24 protein-coding genes, 1 tRNA gene and 1 riboswitch are annotated in these 24,976 nt (G+C 63.4%); of the genes, 10 read left to right on the plus strand and 15 right to left on the minus strand.

The annotated features are described in order from the left end of the window. The 3 genes from RBB32_RS11130 to RBB32_RS11140 all read right to left on the minus strand — a co-directional run. Positions 1-672, minus strand: a 672-nt coding sequence (locus RBB32_RS11130; protein WP_306152785.1) for an ABC transporter ATP-binding protein, incomplete at its 3' end; no start/stop codon positions are given. Then, positions 669-1,343, minus strand: a complete 675-nt coding sequence (gene tenA, locus RBB32_RS11135) for a thiaminase II (protein ID WP_306152896.1) — start codon at positions 1,341-1,343, stop codon at positions 669-671. The genes RBB32_RS11130 and tenA, both read right to left, overlap by 4 nt. Continuing rightward, positions 1,343-2,278, minus strand: a complete 936-nt coding sequence (locus RBB32_RS11140) for an ABC transporter substrate-binding protein (RefSeq protein ID WP_306152786.1) — start codon at positions 2,276-2,278, stop codon at positions 1,343-1,345. The genes tenA and RBB32_RS11140 overlap by 1 nt, the downstream gene beginning before the upstream one ends. Positions 2,279-2,337: 59 nt before the next feature. Further along, positions 2,338-2,439: riboswitch (TPP riboswitch) on the minus strand. 120 nt (positions 2,440-2,559) lie between these two features. Here RBB32_RS11140 and RBB32_RS11145 point away from each other — a divergent pair. Both RBB32_RS11145 and RBB32_RS11150 read left to right on the plus strand, forming a co-directional pair. Next, complete coding sequence (locus RBB32_RS11145; RefSeq protein WP_306152787.1) at positions 2,560-3,156, plus strand: heme NO-binding domain-containing protein; 597 nt, start codon at positions 2,560-2,562, stop codon at positions 3,154-3,156. Beyond that, complete coding sequence (locus tag RBB32_RS11150; protein WP_306152788.1) at positions 3,153-4,169, plus strand: GGDEF domain-containing protein; 1,017 nt, start codon at positions 3,153-3,155, stop codon at positions 4,167-4,169. The genes RBB32_RS11145 and RBB32_RS11150 overlap by 4 nt, the downstream gene beginning before the upstream one ends. Before the next feature lie 11 nt (positions 4,170-4,180). On the opposite strand, the gene RBB32_RS11155 is transcribed toward RBB32_RS11150, so the two are convergent. The 3 genes from RBB32_RS11155 to RBB32_RS11165 form a co-directional block, all read right to left on the minus strand. Then, positions 4,181-5,422, minus strand: a complete 1,242-nt coding sequence (locus tag RBB32_RS11155) for an FAD-binding oxidoreductase (RefSeq protein ID WP_306152789.1) — start codon at positions 5,420-5,422, stop codon at positions 4,181-4,183. Positions 5,423-5,425: 3 nt separating this feature from the next. Next, entirely contained in the window at positions 5,426-7,642 is a 2,217-nt protein-coding gene (locus RBB32_RS11160) for a TRAP transporter permease (RefSeq protein WP_306152790.1), read from the minus strand. An 86-nt stretch (positions 7,643-7,728) separates the two neighbouring features. Beyond that, positions 7,729-8,739 carry a TAXI family TRAP transporter solute-binding subunit gene (locus RBB32_RS11165; RefSeq protein WP_306152791.1) on the minus strand — a complete coding sequence of 337 codons (1,011 nt, stop codon included), beginning with the start codon at positions 8,737-8,739 and terminating at the stop codon, positions 7,729-7,731. Positions 8,740-8,870: 131 nt separating this feature from the next. On the opposite strand from RBB32_RS11165, the gene RBB32_RS11170 reads away from it, so the two are divergent. After that, entirely contained in the window at positions 8,871-9,857 is a 987-nt protein-coding gene (locus RBB32_RS11170) for a LysR family transcriptional regulator (RefSeq protein WP_306152792.1), read from the plus strand. On the opposite strand, the gene RBB32_RS11175 is transcribed toward RBB32_RS11170, so the two are convergent. The 3 genes from RBB32_RS11175 to RBB32_RS11185 all read right to left on the minus strand — a co-directional run bounded on the left by RBB32_RS11175 (position 9,827) and on the right by RBB32_RS11185 (position 14,068). Continuing rightward, a complete protein-coding gene (locus RBB32_RS11175) occupies positions 9,827-12,061 on the minus strand; it encodes a PAS-domain containing protein (protein ID WP_306152793.1) in 2,235 nt (744 codons plus the stop codon). The genes RBB32_RS11170 and RBB32_RS11175 overlap by 31 nt on opposite strands. Then, positions 12,042-13,235: an FIST N-terminal domain-containing protein gene (locus RBB32_RS11180; RefSeq protein ID WP_306152794.1), complete on the minus strand. Its 1,194-nt coding sequence runs from the start codon at positions 13,233-13,235 to the stop codon at positions 12,042-12,044. Before RBB32_RS11180 ends, RBB32_RS11175 begins: the two co-directional genes overlap by 20 nt. Before the next feature lie 158 nt (positions 13,236-13,393). Beyond that, positions 13,394-14,068: a response regulator transcription factor gene (locus RBB32_RS11185; RefSeq protein ID WP_306152795.1), complete on the minus strand. Its 675-nt coding sequence runs from the start codon at positions 14,066-14,068 to the stop codon at positions 13,394-13,396. A gap of 290 nt (positions 14,069-14,358) precedes the next feature. On the opposite strand from RBB32_RS11185, the gene RBB32_RS11190 reads away from it, so the two are divergent. From RBB32_RS11190 to RBB32_RS11210, 5 genes are all read left to right on the plus strand, one after another. Beyond that, a complete protein-coding gene (locus RBB32_RS11190) occupies positions 14,359-14,481 on the plus strand; it encodes a hypothetical protein (protein ID WP_306152796.1) in 123 nt (40 codons plus the stop codon). A 73-nt stretch (positions 14,482-14,554) separates the two neighbouring features. After that, the gene (locus RBB32_RS11195; RefSeq protein WP_306152797.1) at positions 14,555-15,091 is read left to right on the plus strand and encodes a CoxG family protein; all 537 of its coding nucleotides are present in this window, start codon (positions 14,555-14,557) and stop codon (positions 15,089-15,091) included. Positions 15,092-15,116: 25 nt separating this feature from the next. Then, the gene (locus tag RBB32_RS11200; protein WP_306152798.1) at positions 15,117-15,599 is read left to right on the plus strand and encodes a (2Fe-2S)-binding protein; all 483 of its coding nucleotides are present in this window, start codon (positions 15,117-15,119) and stop codon (positions 15,597-15,599) included. Between the two features lie 90 nt (positions 15,600-15,689). Beyond that, positions 15,690-18,062, plus strand: coding sequence for a xanthine dehydrogenase family protein molybdopterin-binding subunit (locus tag RBB32_RS11205; RefSeq protein ID WP_306152799.1), 2,373 nt, complete (start codon positions 15,690-15,692; stop codon positions 18,060-18,062). Between the two features lie 23 nt (positions 18,063-18,085). Beyond that, positions 18,086-18,871 (plus strand): xanthine dehydrogenase family protein subunit M, encoded by a 786-nt coding sequence (locus tag RBB32_RS11210; RefSeq protein ID WP_306152800.1) that lies wholly within the window; start codon positions 18,086-18,088, stop codon positions 18,869-18,871. On the opposite strand, the gene RBB32_RS11215 is transcribed toward RBB32_RS11210, so the two are convergent. Then, entirely contained in the window at positions 18,834-19,205 is a 372-nt protein-coding gene (locus RBB32_RS11215) for a M20/M25/M40 family metallo-hydrolase (RefSeq protein ID WP_306152801.1), read from the minus strand. The two genes, RBB32_RS11210 and RBB32_RS11215, sit on opposite strands and share 38 nt — an antisense overlap. A 42-nt stretch (positions 19,206-19,247) precedes the next feature. Here RBB32_RS11215 and RBB32_RS11220 point away from each other — a divergent pair, with 42 nt between their 5' ends. After that, positions 19,248-19,550 carry a hypothetical protein gene (locus RBB32_RS11220; protein ID WP_306152802.1) on the plus strand — a complete coding sequence of 101 codons (303 nt, stop codon included), beginning with the start codon at positions 19,248-19,250 and terminating at the stop codon, positions 19,548-19,550. Positions 19,551-19,709: 159 nt separating this feature from the next. Beyond that, positions 19,710-20,258, plus strand: a complete 549-nt coding sequence (idi, locus tag RBB32_RS11225; protein ID WP_306152803.1) for an isopentenyl-diphosphate Delta-isomerase — start codon at positions 19,710-19,712, stop codon at positions 20,256-20,258. A gap of 23 nt (positions 20,259-20,281) precedes the next feature. On the opposite strand, the gene RBB32_RS11230 is transcribed toward idi, so the two are convergent. The 5 genes from RBB32_RS11230 to RBB32_RS11250 form a co-directional block, all read right to left on the minus strand. Beyond that, positions 20,282-20,356, minus strand: a tRNA-Glu gene (locus tag RBB32_RS11230). 112 nt (positions 20,357-20,468) lie between these two features. After that, complete coding sequence (gene recJ / locus RBB32_RS11235; protein ID WP_306152804.1) at positions 20,469-22,217, minus strand: single-stranded-DNA-specific exonuclease RecJ; 1,749 nt, start codon at positions 22,215-22,217, stop codon at positions 20,469-20,471. A 3-nt stretch (positions 22,218-22,220) separates the two neighbouring features. Then, entirely contained in the window at positions 22,221-23,186 is a 966-nt protein-coding gene (glpX, locus tag RBB32_RS11240) for a class II fructose-bisphosphatase (RefSeq protein WP_306152805.1), read from the minus strand. A 67-nt stretch (positions 23,187-23,253) separates the two neighbouring features. Further along, entirely contained in the window at positions 23,254-24,540 is a 1,287-nt protein-coding gene (locus RBB32_RS11245; RefSeq protein WP_306152806.1) for a homoserine dehydrogenase, read from the minus strand. Between the two features lie 87 nt (positions 24,541-24,627). Continuing rightward, positions 24,628-24,921, minus strand: coding sequence for a hypothetical protein (locus RBB32_RS11250; RefSeq protein WP_306152807.1), 294 nt, complete (start codon positions 24,919-24,921; stop codon positions 24,628-24,630). Positions 24,922-24,976 lie beyond the last annotated feature (55 nt).

Below are 24,976 nucleotides of genomic sequence, written 5' to 3' on the forward strand. Positions count from 1 at the left end.
GGCGGCATCGTCCACCGGGCGGGGCGCGGGGCCGGGCGGGGGCGTGACCGGCGAAAGGCCGCCGGGTTCCATGATCGTGATCTGGTGGCCAAGGCGCGCGGCCTCGCCCGGGTCGTGGGTGACCATCAGGACGGTGCGCCCCTGTAACAATTCGCAGGCCAGATCCTGCATGTCGGCGCGGGTCCTGGCATCCAGCGCCGAGAAGGGTTCATCCAGCAGGACAACGGGCCGGTCCTCCATCAGCGTCCGGGCCAGCGCCACGCGCTGGCGCTGGCCGCCGGACAGGGTGCCGGGGCGTTTGCCTTGGTGGTCGGCCAGGCCCACCCGCGCAAGCACATCGCGCGCGCGGTGCTTGTCCGGTGTTTCGCCGCGCAAGCGCGCGCCGAGAAGGGTGTTTTCCAGCACCGTCAGCCACGGCATCAAAAGATCGCTTTGCGCCATGAGGGCAAGGCGGCCTTCGAGCGGGGCGCCGTCGGTGGTGGTGATGGCGCCGTCGAAATCGGTCAGGTCGTCCAAACCGGCAATCAGGCGCAAAAGCGTGGTCTTGCCCACGCCCGAGGGGCCCAACAGGCAGGTCCATTGCCCGGCGGGCACCTCCAGTGTCAGGGGGCCGAACACCGGTGTTTCGCCAAAACTGGCGCGTCCCGACAGGGTCAGCCCCGGCGCACTCATGCCTCTTCCAGCCCCATGTCCCAGAACCCGACTTCAAGCCGCGTGGCAGTTGTGAACCGGTGGCACAGGGCGGGCCAGCGGGGGCTGTCCTGCGCGGCCGGGCCAAGCCGGCGGGTCACGGCGGCATCAAGAAGCGCGCCCACGTCGCGGCAGACCTGTTGATAGTCCTCGCTTGCATAGGTGGCGATCCAGTCGGCGTAGCTGTCCGATGTCGCCTTGCCCTTCAACTGCGCACCGATCTCGCCGTAGCCCATGACGCAGGGGGCCAGCGCGGCCAGCAGATCGAGCAAATCGCCCGAATGCCCGGCATCCAGCACGTATCGGGTATAGGCGATGTTCTGCAGCTTTTCCTCGGCCTCGAAAAGCTCTGTCTCGGTGAGGCCCAGATCGGCGCAGGTGCGGATGTGCAGCGCCATTTCGTCGTTGATCAGCGCGTTGACCGTCCCGGCGCAAAGGCGCATTTCATCCGCCGTATCCGCCTTGGTCACGGCCAGTGCCCAAGCGCGCGAGAAATGCACGAGGAACAGGTAATCCTGCACCATGTAGTCAAGGAAGGCGGCGCGCGGCAGGCTGCCGTCGCCCAGGCCCTGAACAAAGCGGTGTTGGGTATAGGCGGGCCAGTATTGGCCCGCCGCGTCACGCCAAAGTGCGAAGGTTTTGCCGTAATCAATCATTGCGCGGGGTCCATTGCGATATCGTCCACGGATTGCGGCGCGTCGATCAGCCCGGCCTCGGCCAGAAAGGCGCTGAATTCTCTGTAGCGGCCATGGTCCAGTGCGGATGGGCGCAGGGCAAAACGCGGGATCGTGTCGGCCCATGCCATTTCGTTCAGCTCGTCCTGCAGGTCGGTCGAGGTGCCCGAGAACACCTCCCAGGCCTCTTGCGGGTGGTTGACGATATATTGCGTGGCCCGTTCGGTGGCGCGCAGGAAGCGGGTGATCTGATCCATGTCGGCGGTTTCGGGGTTGGCGACATAGATCAACTCGTCATAGCTGGGCACGCCCATCTCTTCGAGGTACATGCAACGGCCTTCGACCTCTTCCAGTTTCATCTGGTTCAATTCGAAATTGCGATAGGCGCCGAGCACCGCATCGACCTGGCCGGACATCAGCGAGGGTGAAAGCGACCAGTTGACGTTGATCAGCTCGATGTCGTCCATGGTCAGGCCCGCATCGCTGAGCAGGGCCGAAAGCAGGGCCTCTTCCACGCCTGCCACCGAAAAGCCGACCTTGCCGCCCTTGAGGTCCGCCGTGGTCTTGATCGGGCCATCCTCCAGCACCAGAAGGCAGTTGAGCGGCGAGGCGACAAGCGTGCCGACACGCTTGAGGGGCAGGCCCTCGGCCACCTGCAGGTGCAATTGCGGTTGATAGGAAATCGCCAGATCGGCCTTGCCCGCGGCGGCCATTTTCGGCGGCGCCGAGGGATCGGCGGGGGCGATCACCTCGACCTCAAGGTTTTCCGCGGCGAAATAGCCCTGTTCCTGAGCCACGATGATCGGGCCGTGGTTGGGGTTGACGAACCAGTCCAGCACAAGCGTCATCTGGTCCTGCGCCATGGCGGGCAGGGCGGTGAGCAGGCTGGCGGCGAGGGTGAATGCGGCTTTCATCGTGGCCTCCTTGGGTTGGGGTCAGGCGATGAAAGGAGGGCGCATTGGGGCCTTGGGCCCTTGTGATATGCTCCGTTCCCTCCGCCGGTACTGACCGGATCAGGTTCGGTGGGTTAGCGCGTGGCCTCTCAGCCCCTTTCAGGGCACCCCAACGGATGAAGCCGGGGTAGCAGTACAGCCCGATCACGGCAAGGGGCGGGGAAAAATAATTCGCTTTTTATGTCTTCAGGAGATGTTAACCGACCTTTGTTCAAACTGCCCTATCCAAGACGGAGAGGGCGATGCATGGTTTGATCAATCGCGCGGTGGAACGGTTTGCCCGCGATACATATGGGCGCGAGATGTGGCGCGGGATCACCCAGCGCCTTGACCTTGGATTCACCGAGTTCGAGGCGATGCTGACCTATGACGACAAGATCACGCAGGATGTTCTGGGCGAATTGGCGGTCAGCCTGAACAAGCCTTTGACCGAGGTGCTTGAGGATATCGGCACCTACCTGGTTTCGCACCCCGGTCTTGAGGCATTGCGAAGGTTGCTGCGCTTTGGCGGGACGGATTTCGTGGAATTCCTGCATTCGCTGAATGACCTGCCGGGGCGGGTGCGCCTGGCGGTGCCCGAGCTTGCGCTGCCGGTGCTGGAACTGGAGGATCACGCGCGGGATTTCTATAGCCTGACGGTGGGGCCGTTGCCCGGTGGGCAGGTCGCCTTTGGCCCGGTGATGATGGGGCTGCTTCGGGCCATGGCGGATGATTACGGCGCGCTGGTCTTCCTTGAACACAAGGGCAGGCGGGCAGGCCACGAGATTATCGAGGTGCGCCTTTTGGAAACGGCCTTTGCCAGCGGGCGGGCCTTCGACCTGGGGGCGCATTTGCGATGACTGAGCAGGGTAACGAGTTCGCGTTTTACACAGTTCTGGACACGCTTTGCCCGATGCATGTGGTGCTTAACGACACGGGGCACGTGGTGCATGCCGGGCCAACCTTTGCCAAGGTGTTTCCCGATGCCCCGCCGCAGGGGCGGCGGTTTCTGGAACTGCTGGAACTCAAGCGTCCCAAGCTGGGCCAGAGCATGGCCGAGTTGCGCCGGGCCGCTGGCGGCAAGCTGCATTTCCGACTGCGGGCCGAACCGCGGACCGATTTCAAGGGCGTGCTGGTTGCCTTGCCCAAGGCGGGCGGGCTTGGCCCCGGTGGCGGGGCCATCGTCAACCTGTCGTTCGGCATTTCGGTGATGGAGGCGGTGCGCGATTTCGCCCTGACCAGCGCGGATTTCGCGGCCACCGACCTTGCCATCGAAATGCTTTACCTGATCGAGGCGAAATCGGCCGCGATGGAGGCCTCGCGCAAGCTGAACCTGCGACTGCAGGGCGCCAAGATCGCCGCCGAGGAACAGGCCTTTACCGATACGCTGACCGGCCTCAAGAACCGCCGGGCGTTGCAGCCCGTGCTTGACCGGCTGATGGAGTCCGAGCGCGATTTCGTGCTGATGAACCTTGACCTGGATTACTTCAAATCGGTGAACGACAGGCTGGGCCACGCGGCGGGGGATCACGTGTTGCAACGGGTCGCGCGCCGCATGGTCAGCGAAACCCGCGGCGAGGATACGATCATCCGCACCGGCGGCGATGAGTTCGTGTTGATCTTTGCCGGGCTGACCGATCGCCACCGCGTGGCCGAGATCGCCGGGCGGCTGATCGCGCGGCTTGAGCGGCCCATCGCCTTTGGCGATGAGGAATGCCGGGTCTCTGCCAGCATCGGGGCCAGCCTGAGCCGCGATTATGCCCGCATCGACCCCGAGCAGATGATGAAGGACGCCGACCTGGCGCTTTATGCCGCCAAGGATCAGGGCCGGGGGCGGCATGTGATCTATGACCCGGCGCTGCGCATGACCTGACGCGCGGGCCGTCAGAACCGCGTCGCGCGATAGGCCTCAAGCGCAACATTGGGCCGCACGCCTGTCAGGTGGTCGGCCAGAACCTCGCCGGATTTGGGGGCCATCATCAGGCCATAGTGGGAATGCCCAAAGCAGAAATGCAGGCCCTCGTGACGCTCGGAGGGGCCAAGGACCGGCAGGCTGTCGGGGAAGGACGGGCGGCGGCCCATCCAGAACCGGGCATTCTTGGTGACAATATCGGGAAAGACTTCGCGCGCTTGCCGGGCCAGTATCTCTTGCCGTCGCGGATCGGGGGGCGCGTCGGCCTGTGCGAACTCGGCCTGCCCGGCAAGGCGCACCCCGCCTTCCATGCTGGAGGCCACGAACTTGCCGTCCATATCCATGATCGAATTTTCAAGGCTGACCCCGGCGGCGGGGCATTCGATGTGATAGCCCCGCTCGGCCATCAGGGGCAGGCGATACCCCAAGGGCCGCAACAGTGCGGCCGACCATGCCCCCATGGCCATGACGACCCGGGCCGCGTCGTAGGTTCGGGCCTTGCCCGCGATTTGCCAACCCGTGCCCGCGGGGGTCAGGGCCTGCACCTCGTCCTGGATGATCTCGGCCCCCATGGCGCGGGCTTTCTCGGCCAGAACCTGCCCCATGCGCCCCGGATTGGTACAGCGCGCCTGGGCGCCGATGACGATGGCCGCGCGATAGGCGGGGCCGATGGCCGGCTCCATCTGCTTGAGCGCGGGGTGATCCACCAAATCCATCGGCGCGCCTTTCTCGGCGCGGATGCGATAGCCAAGGCTGTCGAAGGCTGCGCGCGCCGCATCCTCGTTGCGGAAGGCATGGATATAGCAGCTGTCGCGGATCAGCGCCTCGTGCCCGGTGCCCGCAAGGTGGCGGCGGTAAAGATCAATCGAGGGGCCGCAGAGATGCGCCATGGCATCGGCGGCTGCGCGCGTCCTGGTTTCGCTTCCATGGGCCAGAAGGCGCAGGCCCCAAGGGATCATCCTTGGCCATGTGGCCGCGCGCACCGCCAGCGGCTTGTTGCCCGACAGGAGCATCCCGGGGATGGAGCGCCACAGCCCCGGCGTGGCTTGCGGGATGATCGACCACGGGGAAATCACCCCGGCATTGCCAAACGAGGTTTCCTGCCCCGGCGCACCCCGGTCGATCAGGCGCACGCGCTGCCCACGTTCCAGCAGGGACAGCGCGGTGCAGATGCCGACGATGCCGGCGCCAAGGATGGTGACGTCTTCGGCCATCGGTCAACCTGCGACCGGCGCGGCGCGGCGGCGTGCGATCACTTGGCTGACGATCACCGGCGAGGCGATGATCAGCGCGACCAGATCGGCCTGCAACGAAGGCGCGATGAAGATCAGCCCCGAGATGGCCAGAAGCCAGCGCGACAATGCCCCCATTGGCACCAGCCAGTAACCCACCACCGCCGCCGAGAGCGAGATCACCCCGACGATGCAGCTTGTGGCGGTATAGCTGAACTCCCAGAAGTCGAAGCCGGTTTCGGAAACGAACAAAAGCACCGGCGCATAGACAAAGGCCATGGGCGCCAGCACCTTGCCAAGCCCCAGCGTGAAGGCGGAAATGCCGGTGCGGAAGGGGTTGGAATTGGCAATCGCCGAGGCCGCGTAGGCCGAGGTGCAGACCGGCGGCGTGATCTCGGCCACCACGCCATAGTAAAGCACGAACATGTGCGACGCGATCGGCGGGATGCCCAGTTGTGCCAGCGCCGGTTGGGCGACCGAGACCAGCATGATGTAAAGCGCCGTGGTGGGAATCCCCGCGCCCATCAGGATACAGGCCAGCGCGATGAACACGAGGCTGATGAACAGCGTCAGGTCAGAGATCGAGAAAAGCTCGAACGTGCCATAGGTGAACAGCCAATGCAGGTCGGTGCCAAGGGCGGTGGCGGCCTGCGTGACCATGAACCCGATGCGAAAGCCCACGCCGGTGGTATTGATCACGCCGATGACGATGCCCACGGCGGCCGCGGCCGCGCCGACGGCAAGGGCGTATTTCACGCCCGTCTCGAAGGTATCGGCCATCTCGCCCAGGGTAATGCGTGGTTGTGGATTGAAACTGGCGATCACGCTGCCTGCAATCAGCATCAGCGACATCGACAAGTCAAACCCGCCGCCCATGTATTTCCAGATCACGAAGGCGATGAACCCGGCGGCATAGATCAGGCTGAGAGGTTGCTTGACCCGGCTCATCCCCGCGATCAGCGACAGGGAAATGCCGCAGAAGGCCGACATGAAGGGCGTATACCCCGAGAAAAGCACCAGAAGCAGCCCGATCAGCGGCACGATATTGGCCCAGCCATCGCGCCAGACAGCGGCGAATTGCGGTAGTTTATCCTTGGCCAGCCCCTGCAGGTTCAGGCGCCGCGCCATCAGGTGGACAACGGCAAAGACGCCCACGTAATGCAAAAGCGCGGGAAAGATCGCGGCGATGACGATGGTGGTATAGGGCAGTTCCAGGAACTCGGCCATGATGAAGGCCGCCGCGCCCATGATCGGCGGGGTGATCTGCCCACCGGCCGAGGCCGCGGCCTCGACCCCGCCCGCGAAATGGCCCGGATAGCCCAGCCGCTTCATGTTGGGGATGGTCAGCGCGCCGGTGGACACGGTGTTGGCCACCGACGAGCCCGAGATCGTGCCGAAAAAGGCCGAGGAGACCACCGACACCTTGGCCGGCCCGCCGGTATAGCGGCCTGCAAGGATCGTGGCGTTGTCGATGAACAGTTGGCCCAGCCCGGTGCGCTGGGCGATCACGCCGAAAAGGACGAAGTGGAAAACGATGGTCGAGACCACCCAGAGGGTGACGCCAAAAATCCCTTCCTGCGGGAAGTACATCGACGAGACAAAGGTTCTGAACTTCACGCCGGGGTGTTGGAGGATGCCGGGAAAGATCGGCCCGAAAAGGGCATAGCACATGAACAGGCAGATGATCAGCGGCAGCACCCAGCCCAGCGTGCGGCGCGCGATATCCAGCACCAGCACGATCAGGATACAGCCAAAGACCATGTCGAAATTGTTGGGGTTGCCCATGCGGAAGGTCTGTTCCTCGATCCCCAGCATGGGAATGCCGCGCCACGCCAGCCCAAGGTAAAGCGCCGAGGCGACGCCAAGGATCATGGCGATGATATCGAGGATCGGAACGCCGCCAATCCGCCAGCCGCCGGTTTTCAGGTCGAAGGCCGACGAGGTTTTGAAAAGCGGGAAAAACGCGTAGGTCAGGATAAAGAGGCCCGAAAGGTGCCATCCCATGTGCCAGAAATCGGGCGGCAGGGCGAAGCCCGCCGTGAGGTAATGGTAAACCGCGAAGGCCAAGGCGACATAGCGCAGGAATGCGGCAAAGCCCGGGGCCACTGTCCGCGTCGCGGCGCCTTCGTCGTACTTGCGTTCGATGTCTTGCAGATCGTCGGCGTTCAGGTCGCCTGTTGGCTCTTTTTGTCCCTCGGTCATGGTGCCCCCCGTGTTCTTGTTATCCCGGATGCAAAAGGGGGCGGCGACGGGGCCGCCCCCTTGGCTGTACTCAGGTCAGGTGCGGATCACTCCAGCAGGCCCGCTTCCTTGTAGAACTTCTCGGCCCCCGGATGCAGCGGCACGCCAAGCGACATGATGCCGTCCAGCGCGGTTTCGAGCGTGATCTGCTTGCCCTTGGCATGGCCATTGTCCAGCAGGTTGCGGGTGTTGTCGTTCCACATCGCCTTGGTGATGCCATAGACCAGTTCCTCGTCGAGATCCGAGGACACGTTCAGCAATGCCGACACGGCGGGGGTTTTCACCTCGTAATCAATGCCTTCATAGACACCCGCCGGAATGGTCGAGGGGATATAGGCCGGGACAGCCTCGTTGATGATGGCAAGGTCCTCGTCCGAGAAGCTGTGCAGTTCCATCCCCTTGGTGGTGGCCAGTTGCACCATGGCGGAAACGGGCCAGCCCGCGGCGTAGAAATAGGCATCAAGCTGACCGTCGGCGAGGCGTTCGGCAGATTGCGAGTTGTTCAACTCGGCCTCGTCGATATTGTCGCGGGTGATACCCCATTTTTCCAGCATCTGCAGCACGGCCACCTGTGTGCCCGATCCGGCCTGCGCGATGCCCACGCGCTTGCCTTCGAGGTCGGCAAGGCTGTCGATGCTTTCACCTTCGGGCAGGACAAGGTGCAGGTCTTCGGGATAGAGGTTGGCGACGATGCGCAGTTTCTCGTGCGGTTTGCCATCGAACTTGCCGCTGCCCATGTACATCGAGCGGGTCACGTCGGCGGCGGCCATGCCGGCCTCAAGCTCACCGTTTTGCACGGCGGTGTTGTTGAAAACCGAGGCGGTCGTCGATTGCGCGATGGCGATCAGGCCCGGCACACCGCATTGGCCGCCTTCGTCACAGGGACGCGAGCCGGGAGGGGCGGAAATCCCGTTGGCGATGGTGCCGCCGATGGGGAAATAGGTGCCCCCGGCGCTGCCGGTGCCGATTCGGAAAAAGGTTGGCTCCTGGGCCAGGGCGGTGCCTGCCCCAAGGCTCAACGCAAGCGCCGCGCCCGTGATTTTCTTGAGTAATGTCATATGGATAACTCCCCGTTTTTGACGATTAACCCGTGACGTTTTCCCGTCACTTGGGCAAAGCCTAACAGAGGAAAAGATTTACGCAAATTTGAATACCTTTTGTTTGTAAAAGTTTCGCTTATGATAAATGGATGAACCTGAGCCAACTTTCCGCCTTTCGCGCTGTCATGACCTCGGTCTCGCTGTCGGATGCCGCGCGCAAACTGGGCCGTACGCAGCCCGCCGTCAGCCTTGCCATTCGCTCGCTCGAAGAAACCTTGGGCATGAAACTTTTCGAACGGCGGGGTCGGCAACTGGTGCCGGTGCCCGAGGCGCAATACCTGCTGGTCGAGGCCGAACGCCTGCTTGATCGCCTTTCGACGGTGTCGCGCACCATGCAAAGCCTGGCCTCAGGGCGGGCGGGATCCTTGCGGATATCGGCCATGCCGGGGCCATCGTCGTTCCTGTTCCCGCGTTTCGTGGCCGATTGGCTGGGCGGCAGCGGTGAATTCAATGTCAATATCACCTCGCGCAGTTCGATGCAGATCCAGGAACTGGTGCGCACCCAAAGCATTGATTTCGGGTTTTGCGATGCCCCCACGACCACGGCGCAGGGCGCGCAATACAACACCGAACAGATCACCGCGGAAAGTTTCGTGGCCGTGCCGGCGGGGCATGCCCTGGCCGGGAAACCCCGCATCGCCCTTGATGATCTTGCCGGTCAGCCGCTGGGCGCCCTGCAGGTGGGCCATGCCCACCGCGAACGCATCGCGCGGCGGTTCCAGCGCAGCGGGCTGGCCTTGTCCGTGGTGGTCGAAAGCCAGACGTTTTCGCCGCTGCTGCATTTCGTGCGCACCGGGCGGTGCCTTTCGATCGTCGGGCCTTTGGCAGTGGTGTCAGAGAACATCACCCGAAACCTTGAGGGGGCGGTGGTGTTTCGCCCCCTCGAAGAAACCCTGCGCTATGATTATGCCATCCTGACACCGATCCTGCGCCCGCTAAGCCAAGTGGCCCTCACGTTGAAATCCGATTGGCGGCAGGCCCTGATGGCGCATCTTGATGAGATCGCCTCGGACCCGCGGATCGAGGGGGCGGGCGATACAACCGCTCAGGGGATCAGCCCCACGGGCGAGACCTGACCCGGCGCACAGTTCAGCAAGAAGGCCAGCAATTTATTGGTGTCGATGGGCTTGTGAATCAGGGCAAAGCCTTGGCTGTTGCAGCGTTCGGTCAACTCGACCGAGCGGTCGGCCGAGATGATGCAAACCGGCAACCGCCCGAAATCGTCGCTGATGCGGCTGGCGGCTTCGGTGCCTAAATGCCCGTCGTCCAATTGGTAATCGGCGATGATGACATCCGGGCCAACGCCGATTTCCTGCAAAAGCGTGCTGGCCTCGTCCTCGCTGGCGCAGGCCAAAACCTGCACCCCCCATGTTTCAAGCGCCATGGTTAGGGCGGCGCGCATGCTGTCTTCGTTCTCGATCACCAGCGCGATCAGGCTTTGCAGGTCGCCGGTCTGGTTCGAGGTCTGGGCATCGGGATGGGCGCGGGCCTGTCCGCCCGATGCCACCAAGGGCACGCGCACCGAAAAGACCGATCCGCGCCCCTCTTGCGACACCAGGGTCAAGGGATGCCCCAGAAGCGCACAGGCGCGTTCGACGATGGCAAGGCCAAGGCCCATGCCCTCGGCGGCGCTGGCGGCGGCGTCAAGCCGCTGAAACTCCTGAAAGATGGTGTCGCGGGCGGAGTCGGGGATGCCGGGGCCCGTGTCACGCACCTCGATCAACAGGTGGTCGCCTTGGCGCCGCGCGCCGATCAGCACCCGGCCCGCATCGGTATAGCGAATGGCATTCGAGATCAGGTTCTGCAAAATCCGGCGCAGGTAGGTGGCATCGCTTTGCACAAGCGCACTGCTTGAGACGATGCGCAGGTCCAGCCCCTTGGCGCTGGCCGCCGGGCCGAAGGCATCGCCCAACTGTTGCAGCATCCCGCCAAGCTGCACCGGCGAGACATGCACCGAGGCACGCCCCGAATCCAGCTTGGAAATATCAAGCAGCGCTTCGAGGATATGTTCGACGCTGCCCAAGGCGCTGCTGGCTTTATGGGCGATGCCGCGTTCGGCTTCACCGGCGGCCCCGTTTTCCAAGGACGACACGTAAAGCTTTGCCGCCGACAGCGGTTGCAGCAAATCGTGGCTGGCCGCGGCGACAAAGCGCGACTTGGTGGCATTCGCGCGCTCGGCCTCCTTGAGGGCCTCGGCCAGTTCGGCAGTGCGGTCCGCCACCCGTTGTTCCAGTTGCTCCTTGGCCTCGATGATCGCCTGTGCCGCCTGCCGTTCGGCGGTGACATCGGTAAAGGAAATCACGAAGCCCCGGTCGGGCATTTCCTGTGCAAAGACCGACAGGATCGTCGACCGGCCCCGGTGAATTTCAAAACTGAGCGGCGGGCGGTTGTTGTCGCTGCCGACCCAGGCCTCGACGGCGTCGGCATTCATGCCGTCGTCGAATGTGACATCGGTGCGGAAGCGGTTGAACAGGGTGGCGAATTGCGCGCCCATCTGGAAACGCGCGGCGGGGATGGCCAAAAGTTCGCTGGCGCGCTTGTTCCAGCCCACCAGCCGCAGCTTGCTGTCAAAGATGCACAGCCCCTGGTCGATATGTTCCAGCGTGGCGCGGATCAGGCGGGCCTGATCGTCAAGGATGCGCTCGCGCTCCTGGCGTTCGATGCGCATGATGTCGGTCACATCGGTTTGCAGGATCACCGTGCCGCCATCGGGGGTGCGATGCTCCGAGACCTGCACCCAGCGGTTCCAGATCATCCGCACGTTGAAGATCACATGCTCATCGGCGTGCCGGGCCATGCGCCGCCGGGCCCATTCTTGCGGGGTCTCGGTGTCCGGCAGGGAAAGATAGCTCGATTGGCTGACCAGCTCGACGTATTGCGCAAAGCTCAGGCCCGGGCTCAGGGCGCTGCGAATATCGGGCATATGCATGCCAAAGCGGCTGTTGCACATGACCAGTTCTTCGTCGGCATTGAACAGGGCAAAGCCCTCTTGCACGGTCTCGATGGCATTGGCGAGGTTCGAACGGGCGGCCTCGGTTTCGCGGTTGGCCTGGGCCAGCCGCGCGTTTGACTCGTTCAGCAGGTCAAGCGCGCGTTCCAGGTCCAGGGTGCGTGCGCGCACCTCCTGTTCCAGCATCGCGGCGCGCTGGAACTGGGCATAGGCGGCGCCCGAGGCATCGGTCGATTCCTCGACCCGCCGCATCAGCGACTCGGCGATCTTGAGCAGCTTTTCGTTCTGCCGCTCAAGCGGATCGTTGGGATCAATCAGCGACAGGGTCATGTGCCGTGGCCTCTTCGGGCGGATAGATCGCCACGCCGGTCAGGGTTTGGTTGACGTGGATCGAATTATATTGCTCGCCATAGGTGGAAAACCCCACCACGCGGTTCGCGGCCAGAATCCCGGATAGCGCGCCAGTCATCTGTTTTTCCTGCGCTTCCATGCGGCGCAGGATGCAATCGCATCCAAGGATCGTGTCGGGCGTCGTGTCGCGTGTGAGGTTGGATAGCTCCTCTTGCAGATGCTCACCCATGTTGCGCGGCTCGGCCAGTGTCAGGACAAGCCCCTCGTCGATGGCCGAAAAGAACACCAGGTCGCCGTTCTCGGCCACCTGTTGAATGGCGCGCACATGGTGCTGCCCGCCGATCTGCACCACCACCGGATGCGCGGCGAAGGTGAAGGTGGTCAATTGCTCGGGGTCCTTGCCCAGAATGCGGGCATATTCGCGCGCCGCCGGTTCGGCGTTGATCTCGCGCACGACGCGGCGGGCGGGGTCGGCATCGGTGACGACCATGCGCTGTGCCGAGGGGACCAGATGATCGGATTTGAACACCTTGATCGGACAGCGCGTGCGCACCTGCGTCAGGATCGCGGCGTTTTCCAGGGCCCGGCCCCGGTGCAGAACATAGGTATGTTCGAACCGCGTGCCGTCGCCTGCGGACCCGCCGAACAGGGGCACCGGCCCAAGCCCGACAGCCAGCTCCGAGGTCAGGGCATCCTCTTTCGTCGACAGCCCGTCGATCATGAGAAAGGTAAACTCGTGATGCCAATCGGGGGCGGCTTCCATCATGGCGTTGCGGTTGCGGATCATCTCGTCGATCAGGTCCTGGGCGTCGAAATCATCCAGATCGGGAACCAGACAGGTCGTCGCCCGAAAGTGCGACCCTGGCAGGCCCATGGCGACGATCTGATCTTCGGTATAGCCTTCGCCGGTTAACTCACCCGCCGTTGTGCAGCCGATAACCGGGGTCGGTGCAAACCGTGCCGTGGCTTGCGCGATGACTTCGGCGGCATCGGCTTGGGAGGTGACGAACAAGATAACAAGTTCCATCGCGTCGCTGCCGATTGCGCGCAATAACGCGCCCGCCGGATCGGCAGTGTCATAAGGTACACAGGCTGTCCGGACGATGCCGGGCACGCGGGCGCAGGCCGCGTTCAGGCCGATCGCCTGCTCCATCGTGCTCCCTCCCTAAAGCGTTTCGCGAAAAAACCGGATTACAGCGTTTCGCGAAATGCGGCGCCTCCCTTGATCGTTGCGCGCGTTCCGCCTTTTGCTGATGGCTCAGGTGAATTGCGGAACGCCTCAAAAGCGTGACGAGTGTTTACCCTGCCAAGTCAGCCGTGGTCTTGCAAGACATTGGCGAACGAGGCCTGCTTCGCGATCAGCACCGCCTGCGTGCGGCTATGGACCCCAAGCTTGCGCATGATCGCGGTGACATGCGCCTTGACGGTGGTTTCGGCAATCGACAGGTCATAGGCGATCTGCTTGTTCAGCTTGCCTTCGCAGATCAACTGCAGGATACGCGCCTGTTGATTGGTCAGCGTGGCAAGGCGGCTGACCGCATCATCGGTGTCGTCCTCCTCCATCAAGACACAGCCTTCGGGCAGGAAGGTCTTGCCGTTTTGCAGGCTTTGAAAGGCGGTGCGAAACACCTCGCGCTGGCTGTGCTTGGGCACGTATCCGGCGGCCCCGGCGCGGATCACCTGATTGACGACCCGGTTATCGGCCAGCGACGAGACCACGACAATCGGCGCATTGGCGACAGATTTCAGGCGGATCAACCCCTCCAGTCCATCCACATCCGGCAGGTTCAGGTCCAGCATCACCGCATCGGGTTTCAGGCCGCCTGCCAAAAGCTCAAGCGCCTTTTCCAGACAATCGGCGGTATGCACATCGCCGATCCGCACCACGGTTTGCAGGGTCATCGACAGCGCATCGCAGAACAGCGGGTGGTCATCGACGATCAAAACGGTTTGAAAATCGCAACCCTGTTGTGTCTGTGCAAGCATCGTCAGCGGCCTTTTTATTTCTATGCAATAGCCTTTGAAACAAGCCTAGCAAGCCTTTCATCGCCCGCCTAGTGGCCGAAAGTCGTAGGTTCAGGGGGAAACCCCGCCGGGATCGGCGATTCGGGTTGCCACCAGAACCGCGTGCGCTGCCACGGCTTGTCTGCCGCGCGATAACGCGGCAGGCTGGGGCGCATGAGCGCGCGCAGGATCCTTCTCTTCGTGTTCCTTGCAGTGGTCCGCCGGATTGAACAGGTGTTCTTGCCCGGCGCTACCAACAGGACGACGTGGCGATGGCCTTTCGTGCGCTGGGCTATGCCGTTGACGATGCCATCCATGCGGCCATGCAGGATGGTCGCATGACTGAGATATTCACCCGCTATGGCCTGACCCACGTGGTGCCGGAATGCCGGTGACTACACCCAAGGTCTTACTAGGCACAGGGCGGGTTAGCGCATAGCGTGACATGAAAAGATTGGAGACAAGACAATGAAACTGTCCGATTCCCGCGTCATTGCCGCCCCCCGAGACGAGGTTTGGGCCGCATTGCTTTCGGCGGATGTCCTCAAGGATTGCGTGCCCGGCTGCCAGGAAATGACCGGCAGCCCCGAAGACGGCTTCGAAGCGGTCGTCGTGCAAAAGGTCGGCCCGGTGAAGGCCACCTTCAAGGGCGGCGTGACCCTGTCCGATATGGTCGAACCCGAAAGCCTGCATTTGTCTGGCGAGGGCAAGGGCGGGGCCGCAGGTTTCGCCAAGGGCGGGGCCGATGTTAAACTTGAAGAGGTCCCCGAGGGCACCAAGCTGATTTACGACGTGGAGGCCAAGGTGGGCGGCAAGCTGGCCCAATTGGGCAGCCGCATCATCGACGGCTTTGCCAAGAAGATGGCCGACCAGTTTTTCGAGCGGTTCCAGCAAACCGTCGAAGGCCCGGGCGAGGAAGATAGCGCCGACGGCGAGGCCGAGACAGACGAGGCCGATGGCGAAGGTGAAAAGAAGGGCTGGCTGAAGCGCACCTTCAGCAGCTGATTGGATCAAAAGGGAGGAGACAACCATGAAAGTGACAATGACGGTCAACGGGCAAACCCGGACCGGCGAAGCAGAGGGCCGGACGCTTCTGTCCACCTTCCTGCGTGAGACACTGGGCCTGACCGGCACGCATGTCGGCTGTGATACCAGCCAATGCGGCGCCTGCGTGGTGCATGTGGATGGCAAGGATGTGAAATCCTGCACCATGTTCGCCGCCGAATGCGAGGGCACCGAAGTGGCCACCATCGAAGGTCAGGCCGCGCCCGACGGCACGCTGAACAAGATTCAGCAGGCGTTTCAGGATTACCACGGGCTTCAGTGCGGGTTCTGCACACCCGGCATGGTGATGAGTGCCGCCGCCCTGCTGCGCGACAACCCGACACCGACCGAGGCCGAGGTTCGCGAGTACCTTGAAGGCAATATCTGTCGCTGCACCGGCTATCACAACATCGTTCGCGCGATCCTGGCCGCCAGCGGCCAAGAGGTGCCCGCGGTCGCCGCCGAGTAACGCTTTTCACGCGCCCCTTGCGGGGGCGTTTTTCGCGCGTGGGGCTATGGTGCCCCGAAGGCGCGATCATGGATTTTGAGGAGGAAAGACATGCCCAAAGACGGAGGCATCGGCGCCAGCAGCAAGCGGCGCGAAGACGTCCGGTTCCTGACGGGGGACGGCAATTACACCGACGACATCAACGTCAATGGCCAGACCTACGCGTGGTTCGTCCGCTCGGACGTGGCCCATGGCACGATCAACGGCATCGACACATCCGCCGCCGAGGCGATGGACGGCGTTCTGAAGGTCTTTACCTCCGCCGATTTCGAAAGCGCGGGCGGCATCCCCTGCGGCTGGCAGGTGACCGACCGGCACGGGCAGCCCATGCAGGAACCCAAGCATCCCATTCTGGCCGAAGGCAAGGTGCGCCACGTGGGCGACCCGGTCGCCTGTGTCGTGGCCGAAACGCTGGAACAGGCCCGCGACGCCGCCGAGGCGGTCGAGCTGGACATCGACGAGCTTGAGCCGGTTCTCGACATGAAAGCGGCGCTGGCCGATGGCGCGCCCAAGGTGCATGACGAGCTGACCTCGAACCTTTGCTATGACTGGGGTTTCGTGGAAGAAAACAAGGAGGCCGTGGACGAGGCGATCAAATCCGCCGCCCATGTTGTCACCCTTGAGTTGACCAACAACCGCCTTGTCGCCAACCCGATGGAGCCGCGCGTCGCCGTGGCCGATTATAACCGGGCGACCGGTGACTACACGCTTTATACCACCTCGCAGAACCCGCATGTGATCCGGCTTCTGATGGGGGCTTTCGTGTTGTCGATCCCCGAACACAAGCTGCGGGTCGTGGCCCCCGATGTGGGCGGCGGTTTCGGCTCGAAAATCTATCACTACGCCGAAGAGGCTTTCGTAACGCACGCCTCCAAGGTGGTGAACCGTCCGGTCAAATGGACCTCGACCCGCTCCGAGGCGTTTATCTCGGACGCCCATGGCCGCGACCACAAGACCAAGATCGAACTGGCGCTGGACGAAAACCACATGTTCACCGCCGTGCGCACCGACACCTACGCCAACATGGGCGCGTACCTGTCGACCTTCGCGCCGTCGATCCCGACGTGGCTGCATGGCACGCTGATGGCGGGCAACTACAAGACGCCGGTGGTCTATGTGAACGTCAAGGCGGTCTTTACCAATACCACGCCGGTCGATGCCTATCGCGGCGCGGGCCGCCCCGAGGCGACGTACCAGTTGGAGCGCGTGATCGACAAAGCCGCGCGGGAACTGGGCGTGGACCCGGCCGAGTTGCGCCGCAAGAACTTCATCAAACCCGAGGAATTCCCCTATGACACGCCGGTGGCCGTGACCTATGACACCGGCAACTATCACGCCACGCTGGACAAAGCGCTTGAGATGACCGACTACGCGGGCTTTGAGAAGCGCGCCGAGGAATCCAAGGCGCGCGGCAAGCTGCGCGGGTATGGCCTTGCCCACTTCATCGAGGCTTGCGGCATCGCGCCGTCGAACCTTGTGGGGCAGTTGGGCGCGCGTGCGGGGCTTTATGAAAGCGCCTCCGTGCGGGTCAACGCCACCGGCGGCATCACCGTGATGACCGGCTCGCACTCCCACGGGCAGGGGCATGAAACCTCGTTCGCCCAAGTGGTGGCCGATATGATCGGCATTGATGAGAACATGATCGAGATCGAACACGGCGACACCGCCAACACGCCGATGGGCATGGGCACCTATGGCTCGCGCTCCATCGCGGTGGGCGGCTCGGCCATGGTGCGGGCGACCGAGAAGATCATCAACAAGGCCAAGAAGATCGCGGCCCACCTGATGGAAGCCTCCGAGTCCGACATCGAGCTGAAGGACGGTCAGTTCAGCGTCGCGGGCACCGACAAATCGGTGGCATGGGGCGATGTGACCCTCGCCGCCTACGTGCCGCATAACTACCCGCTGGAAGAGATCGAACCGGGGCTGGAGGAAACCGCCTTCTACGACCCGTCGAACTTCACCTACCCCTCGGGCGCCTATGTCTGCGAGGTGGAGGTGGACCCTGAAACCGGCAAGGTCGAGGTGCTGGGCTTCACCGCCGCCGACGACTTCGGCAATGTCATCAACCCGATGATCGTCGAGGGGCAGGTCCACGGCGGCGTGGCACAAGGCATCGGGCAGGCCATGCTGGAAAACTGCGTCTACGACGAAAACGGCCAGCTTCTGAGCGCATCCTATATGGATTACACCATGCCGCGCGCCGATGACATGCCGATGTTCGACGTCGACCATTCCTGCCAGACGCCATGCACGCACAACCCGCTGGGTGTGAAAGGCTGTGGCGAGGCGGGGGCCATCGGCTCGCCCCCTGCGGTGGTCAACGCGGTGATCGACGCCCTGCACCGGGGCGGCTTTACCAACGTGGAACACATTGACATGCCTGTCACGCCTGCGCGTGTCTGGGCCGCGATGAACAGCTGATCCGGCAAAGGGAGACTGAAACGATGTATAACTTCGATATCGAAACACCCTCGACGGTGAAAGACGCGGTCGCCGCCCTCAAACAAGAGGACGCACAGCCGCTGGGCGGGGGGCAAACCCTGATCCCCACCATGAAGCAACGCCTTGCCATGCCCTCGGCACTGGTCAGCCTCAAGGGCATCGACGAAATGCGCGGCATCTGCGAGGATGACGCGGGCCGGCTTTGCATCGGTGGCAGCAGCACCCATGCCGAGGTGGCGGCAGGCGCGGGGAAATACCCCGCGCTGGCGGCGCTGGCGGGCAATATCGGTGACCCGGCGGTGCGCAATCGCGGCACCATCGGCGGCAGCGTGGCCAACAACGACCCGGCGGCCTGTTACCCGGCGGCCGTGTTGGCCTCGGGCGCGACGGTCACCACCGACCGGCGCGAGATTGCCGCGGATGACTATTTCCAAGGCATGTTCACCACCGCATTGGACGAGGGAGAGATCGTCACCGAGGTGAAATTCCCGGTGCCGGAAAAAGCCGCCTACATGAAGTTCGAGCAACCCGCCTCGCGCTTCGCGCTTGTGGGCGTTTTCGTGGCCAAGTTCGCCGATGGCGTCCGCGTCGCGGTAACCGGGGCCTCGGAAGAAGGCGTGTTCCGCTGGTCCGAGGCCGAAGCGGCGCTCACGTCGGATTTCTCGGCCAGCGCGCTTGAGGGGCTAAGCCTGTCGGGCGATGGCATGATCAACGACCTGCATGGCTCGGGCGACTATCGCGCGCATATCGTCAAGGTGATGACCAAGCGCGCCGTTGAGGCGGCGTAAGCCGGTGTGACCTAAAGGACCGCGGCCCCGGTGGGGCCGCGCGCTTGATATCTCGGGCCCGGGGGAAACCCCAGGCCCTCGCGCGTTCGGGGGATGTGACGCGGTGCGACAGGCCATCGACGCAGGGGCACATAATCATGACTGTCGGCGTGACCCGGTTGATCCAGCAAGCGTCGTGACCGGCACCGGATACAATATCCGTCTGGCGGTATCCTAGGGCGCTGGCCGTCTCACGTAGGATATTGGTCAGATCCTGGTCGAAAGATACTGGGCCAAAGTGGCCAACCGCCTTGATCGCGCTGGTCAATCCCGGGTCGGAGGAAATCTCCTGCACGGCCTCTTAGACCCCCGATGGCGCGGCATTCTGCCTTGCCACGTGGCGCAGATCATCCCGTATTTGTTGTTCGACACTCTCCGCGATACCCCGCTCGAATCCATCTGGTATGACAGCGCCGCCTTCAACGTCTATCGCGGCTCCGATTGGTTGCCCGAGCCTTGCCAGGGGTGCGAGCGTCGGGATGTCGATTTCGACGGTTGCCGTTGTCAGGCCCTGGCGCTTGCGGGCCATGTCGGCGCGACCGATCCGATCGGTGTGAAATCCCCCGATCCTCGCCGCGTGGTCGCGATGTCGGGGCAGGCCGATGGCGAGGCGGAACCGGCCGATCGCGTGAACGCCTGACGGTGGTTTTGTACATTCTGTACATATATCGCACGGCAGACCCGGATTTCTGTACAAAACTGCAAGGGGCAATGTACAAACTGTACACTGGCTTTCCGACCTTAAGGCGGGTAAGACGACGCCCCAAATCAAGGCCCGCGTTAACCTTTTCAGGATCCGATGACCGCCCAAGATCACACCCTTATTCCCGCATGGGTCGATGGCACGCTAACGCCGGTCGATAAACTGCGCGCGCATCGGGACGGGCTGCGGCACAAGGCGGTCTCGGTCTTTGTTTTGCATGAAAATAAAGTGCTTATACAGCGCCGCGCCTTGGGTAAGTATCACACGCCCGGCCTGTGGGCGAATACCTGCTGCACCCACCCGCATTGGGGCGAAGCACCCGAGGATTGCGCCCGCAGGCGTCTGGAAGAAGAGTTGGGAATCAATGGGTTAGACCTGGTTTATCGTGATCGGGTCGAGTACCGCGCCGATGTTGGCGGCGGTCTGATCGAACATGAACTGGTCGATATCTTCGTCGCCCGGGTCGATCACCGTATTCCGACCGCGCCAAACCCCGACGAGGTGATGGATGTGGCATGGGTCGAGATGTCCGATCTTGTGTCGCAAACCCAGACACAGCCGGAGCGCTTTACGCCATGGCTTCGGATTTACCTGCAGGACCACGCCGCGCAAATCTTTTCCCAAGCCAATCGTGGGCTTTTGTAAGTCACTGATATTCTTGGAAAAGGTGGTAGCCCGTAGGGGAATCGAACCCCTCTTTCCAGGTTGAAAACCTGGCGTCCTAACCGATAGACGAACGGGCCATACCGTGGCGTGAGGCGGTTACTAGGCAAAAGCGGCGGCACGCGCAAGAGGGTTTTTGCAAAAAAACGTCTTGGGAAACCATTCTTTTCGCGCCGGTCTTCGCGCCGGGCCTCAACCCGCCTCCGCGGCGTCCTCAAGGCGCAGTTGCACGGTTTGTCGACCGCCCCAAGTGTTAATATCCAACCGCCCCGCAAGGTGGAACCGCGCGCCCCCATGCTGTTCCAACCGCGCCCCAAGCACCCCATCATAAGCCCCAAAGGCAATCGCCTCCATGCTGGCCCCCATGCCGTCGCCAAAGCGCAGTTTCAGATGCGATTCGCCCACGCGTTTGGCAAATTGGATCGCCATGTCGGGGAAGGCATAGCGGGGGCCGGGGGCGCCTGCACCGAAGGGGCCGGCGGCTTCGATCTGTTCGACCAGTTCCACCGTCGCAGCCCCGGGCATCAGGACGCCGTCAAGGCGCAAATCGGCCGGTCCAGCGGTGCCCGCGCCCTGTTTGGCCAGAAGCTCCGAGAGGCGGGCCATGGCGGGTTCAAGTTGATCACGTGCCACGGTAAGACCCGCGGCCATCTTGTGGCCGCCGCCCTTGATCAAAAGGCCTTCGGCGGCGAGTTTTTGGATCGAGGCCCCCAGATCGACGCCCGAGACCGAGCGGCCCGAACCTTTGCCCTCATCGCCGTCAAAGCCGATAACGATGGCGGGGCGGTTGGTGGTCTCTTTAAGGCGTGAGGCGACGATGCCGACGACGCCGGGGTGCCAGCCTTCGCCCGCTGCCCAGACAAGCGGCGCGTCCAGCCCGCGTTCCTCGGCCTGCTCTAGCGCGGCGGCGCGCACCAGCCCTTCGATCTCGCGCCGTTCGGTGTTGAGCTGGTCCAGCCGTTCGGCCATGGATTGCGCCTCGGGCAGGTTATCGCAGGCCAGAAGCCGCGCGCCCAGGTCGGCGCGCCCCACGCGGCCGCCGGCGTTCACACGCGGGCCAAGCACGAAGCCAAGGTGATAGGCGGCGGGCGCGGTATCGAGGCGGGATATGTCGGACAGTGCCACAAGGCCCGGGCGGTCGCGTCGGGCCATGACGCGCAGGCCTTGGCGCACGAAGGCGCGGTTGACGCCTTTGAGCGGGGCCACATCGGCCACGGTCGCCAGTGCCACAAGGTCGAGCATGGCCATAAGGTCCGGGCCGCGCTTGCCCGCCTCGCGCAATTGGCGGCCTGCTTCGACCAGCATCAGGAAGACCACGGCAGCGGCGCAGAGATGCGCCAGATCGCCGGGTTCGTCCTGCCGGTTGGGGTTCACCACGGCCAGCGCCGGGGGGAGCGTTTCCCCGCCCAAGTGGTGATCCAGAACAAGCACATCCGCCCCCTTGGCTGCGGCGATAGCGTCATGGCTAAGCGTGCCGCAATCGACGCAGATGATCAGGTCATGCCGGGCGGCCAGATCGGCCATGGCCGGTTCATTCGGGCCATAGCCTTCGTCGATGCGGTCGGGGATATAGAGCGTGGCGGCAAGGCCCATCTGGCGCAGCCAGTCGATCAGCAGCGCGGCGGAGGTGCCGCCATCGACATCGTAATCGGCGAAAATCGCGATTTTTTCGCGTCGCTCCACCGCTTGCAGGAAACGGGATGCGGCGGCTTCCATATCCTTGAGGCTGCGCGGATCGGGCAGCAGGTCGCGCAGTTGCGGGGCAAGGTAAGCGGCGCTGTCTTCAGTGGCCACGCCAAGGCGGGCCAAGGTCTGACACAAAGGGCGGGGCAGGGCGGTGGCCTGCGCCATGGCTTCGGCCAGCCGCTCAACCTCCAGCGACGGGCCGATCCAATGCCGCCCCGTCAGCGATTGCGTGATGCCAAGAAAGCCCTCCGCCACGCGTCAGCGCAGCGGGCTGCGGTAGGTCATGCGGCGCAGCGATCCGGTTTTCGAGCGCATCAGCACGGTTTCGGTTTCCACGTATTCCGGGCGGCGCTTGATGCCCGAGACGACCGACCCGTTGGTCACGCCGGTGGCGGCGATGATGACATCGCCGGTGACCATTTCATCGCGCGAATAGATGCGGTCCAGATCGGTGATACCGGCCTTGGCGGCACGGCCCTTTTCATCGTCGTTGCGGAACAACAACCGGCCCCACATCTGCCCGCCCATGCATTTCAGGGCGCTGGCGGCCAACACACCTTCGGGCGCACCACCGGCGCCCATATACATATCAATCCCCGTGAGGGCGGGTTCGGCGCAGTGCATGACACCGGCCACGTCACCATCCGAAATCATGTAGATCGCCGCCCCTGTGGACCGCACGCTGTCGATCATGTCTTGGTGGCGGGGGCGTTCGAGGATGCAAACAGTGATCTCGGAGGGGTTGCAACCTTTGGCTTTTGCCAGAGCTTCAACCCGTTCCTTGGGGCTCATATCAAGCGAGACCACGTCTTTGTCATAGCCCGGGCCGATGGCCAGCTTGTCCATGTAAACGTCGGGTGCATGAAGAAGAGTGCCGCGCGGGGCCATGGCGATGACGGTGAGGGCATTCGGCATGGCCTTGGCCGTCAGCGTGGTGCCTTCCAGCGGATCGAGCGCGATGTCGACGCCGGGGCCATCCCCGGTGCCCACTTCTTCGCCGATATAGAGCATCGGCGCTTCGTCGCGTTCGCCTTCGCCGATGACAACGACGCCCTGAATGGCCAGCAGGTTGAGCTGTTCACGCATGGCGTTTACGGCGGCTTGGTCGGCGGCCTTTTCATCGCCACGCCCGATCAGGTCTGCACAGGCGAGGGCGGCTGCCTCGGAAACACGGGCCAAACCCAGAGAAAGCGAGCGGTCATTGAAATCCACGGGGGCGGTCATGGTAAATCCTTGTTCTTTTCAAGCCGCATCAGCATTAGCGGCCCGGGGTCTTGCGCACAAGGCGCGATCAAACGGTTTCGATCCGCAGGGCGACGGGACTTGTGGCCATGACGTCGAGTTTCGACATGGCCTCAAGCGCGGTGTCCAGTGCGCTGCGGGTGGTTTTATGGGTTACGACCAACACCGGGGCGGTGCTGTTGTCATGGCGGTACTGGCGCATCCGGTCGATGGAAATGCCCGCCTCGCCCAGAACGGTGGCCACCTTGGCAAGCGCGCCGGGTTTGTCGTCAAGCGCCATCCGCAGGTAGTAAGGCGCAGGTGTCACCGCGCGGGCCGGTTTGGCCTTTTCCAGTTTGTTCGCGGGCGCGCCGAAGGTCGGCAGGCGCAGGTCACGGGCAATGTCCATGACGTCACCCATCACGGCGCTGGCGGTCGGGCCTTCGCCCGCGCCGGGGCCACGCAACACGATCTGTTCGACCATATCCCCTTCGAGAACGCACATATTGGTGCCGCCTTCGAGTTGGCCCAAGGGACTGCTGGCGGGGACAAGGCAGGGCGACATGCGTTGCTCCAACCCACGCCCCGTTAGTTGTGCCACGCCCAGAAGCTTGATGCGATAGCCCATGTCGGCAGCGTGGTTGATGTCTTCCAGCGTGATCGACTGGATACCTTCCAGTTCCACGGCGTCGAAATCGACCTGCGTGCCGAAAGCGATGGACGACAGGATCGCCAGCTTGTGACCGGCGTCGATGCCGCCGACGTCCAAATTGGGATCGGCTTCGAGGTAGCCCAGTTTGTCGGCCTCTTCGAACAGCGCGTTATAGCCTTGGCCGGTGGCCTGCATCCGGGTCAGGATATAGTTGCAGGTGCCGTTCATCACGCCCATCACGCGGGTGATCTCGTTGCCGGCCAGCCCCTCCATCAGGGATTTGATGACCGGGATGCCCCCGGCAACGGCGGCCTCGTAACGGATCACGCGGCCCTGTGCCTCGGCCAGTTCGGCCAGGGCTTGGCCGTGGTGGGCCAGCATCGCCTTGTTGGCGGTGACCACGTCCTTGCCCGCCTTGAGCGCAGCCTCGGTTGCGGCTTTGGCGGGGCCGTCCGAGCCGCCCATAAGCTCAACGAAGACATCCACATCATCGCGGGTGGCCAGCGCGACGGGATCATCTTCCCATGCGTAGTCCGCAAGATTCACGCCGCGATCCTTGTCGCGGGTGCGGGCCGACACGGCCGTAATCGTGACCGGGCGACCGGCCCGATCTTCCAGAAGGGCGGCCTTTTGGCGGATGATTTTGACAACGCCGGTGCCCACGGTGCCCAATCCGGCGATACCAAGGCGCAGGGGGTCAGACATGGGCTTCTCCGATCGTCTTTGTTTTGTGGGTCTGGATGCGCGATGTAACGGGTTCGTGCCGGCCATGCAACGCGGGTTTTCGCGGGACTAGGGTTGGGGGACACCCTGTGACATTCGCGCCCTTGTGCCGCGATCCACCACTGTACCTTTAAGTCGTGCCGCGCGGGCGCGCAGGCGGGTGATCCGCGCGTCAAGCGCCGGTTGGCTGTCCGGGGAGATTGCCGCATCGGGAACTTGCCCGCGCAGTGTTTCGACGGGCACCAAATCGGGATACGGGGCCTCGCGCGAGCCCAATGCGGCGTCATCGGCCAGTTCGGGGAATTGGCTGCATGCGGCAAGGAAAACCGCGGCGATCAGGCAGGCAAAGGCAGAAAAACGCATGACACACATGGGCCTATTGGGGCAGGTGTCTCTCTATTGCCATCCTTTGGGCCCC

It is taken from the genome of Roseovarius sp. MMSF_3281, assembly GCF_030733685.1.
Taxonomy (GTDB): domain Bacteria; phylum Pseudomonadota; class Alphaproteobacteria; order Rhodobacterales; family Rhodobacteraceae; genus Roseovarius.

Coding starts and splice junctions, on each gene's coding strand:
- RBB32_RS11140 (WP_306152786.1), bottom strand. CDS start 2,278: ATGAAAGCCGCATTCACCCTCGCCGCCAGCCTGCTCACCGCCCTGCCC.
- RBB32_RS11145 (WP_306152787.1), top strand. CDS start 2,560: ATGCATGGTTTGATCAATCGCGCGGTGGAACGGTTTGCCCGCGATACA.
- RBB32_RS11150 (WP_306152788.1), top strand. CDS start 3,153: ATGACTGAGCAGGGTAACGAGTTCGCGTTTTACACAGTTCTGGACACG.
- RBB32_RS11155 (WP_306152789.1), bottom strand. CDS start 5,422: ATGGCCGAAGACGTCACCATCCTTGGCGCCGGCATCGTCGGCATCTGC.
- RBB32_RS11160 (WP_306152790.1), bottom strand. CDS start 7,642: ATGACCGAGGGACAAAAAGAGCCAACAGGCGACCTGAACGCCGACGAT.
- RBB32_RS11165 (WP_306152791.1), bottom strand. CDS start 8,739: ATGACATTACTCAAGAAAATCACGGGCGCGGCGCTTGCGTTGAGCCTT.
- RBB32_RS11170 (WP_306152792.1), top strand. CDS start 8,871: ATGAACCTGAGCCAACTTTCCGCCTTTCGCGCTGTCATGACCTCGGTC.
- RBB32_RS11175 (WP_306152793.1), bottom strand. CDS start 12,061: ATGACCCTGTCGCTGATTGATCCCAACGATCCGCTTGAGCGGCAGAAC.
- RBB32_RS11180 (WP_306152794.1), bottom strand. CDS start 13,235: ATGGAGCAGGCGATCGGCCTGAACGCGGCCTGCGCCCGCGTGCCCGGC.
- RBB32_RS11185 (WP_306152795.1), bottom strand. CDS start 14,068: ATGCTTGCACAGACACAACAGGGTTGCGATTTTCAAACCGTTTTGATC.
- RBB32_RS11190 (WP_306152796.1), top strand. CDS start 14,359: ATGGCCTTTCGTGCGCTGGGCTATGCCGTTGACGATGCCATCCATGCG.
- RBB32_RS11195 (WP_306152797.1), top strand. CDS start 14,555: ATGAAACTGTCCGATTCCCGCGTCATTGCCGCCCCCCGAGACGAGGTT.
- RBB32_RS11200 (WP_306152798.1), top strand. CDS start 15,117: ATGAAAGTGACAATGACGGTCAACGGGCAAACCCGGACCGGCGAAGCA.
- RBB32_RS11205 (WP_306152799.1), top strand. CDS start 15,690: ATGCCCAAAGACGGAGGCATCGGCGCCAGCAGCAAGCGGCGCGAAGAC.
- RBB32_RS11210 (WP_306152800.1), top strand. CDS start 18,086: ATGTATAACTTCGATATCGAAACACCCTCGACGGTGAAAGACGCGGTC.
- idi (WP_306152803.1), top strand. CDS start 19,710: ATGACCGCCCAAGATCACACCCTTATTCCCGCATGGGTCGATGGCACG.
- glpX (WP_306152805.1), bottom strand. CDS start 23,186: ATGACCGCCCCCGTGGATTTCAATGACCGCTCGCTTTCTCTGGGTTTG.
- RBB32_RS11245 (WP_306152806.1), bottom strand. CDS start 24,540: ATGTCTGACCCCCTGCGCCTTGGTATCGCCGGATTGGGCACCGTGGGC.
- RBB32_RS11250 (WP_306152807.1), bottom strand. CDS start 24,921: ATGCGTTTTTCTGCCTTTGCCTGCCTGATCGCCGCGGTTTTCCTTGCC.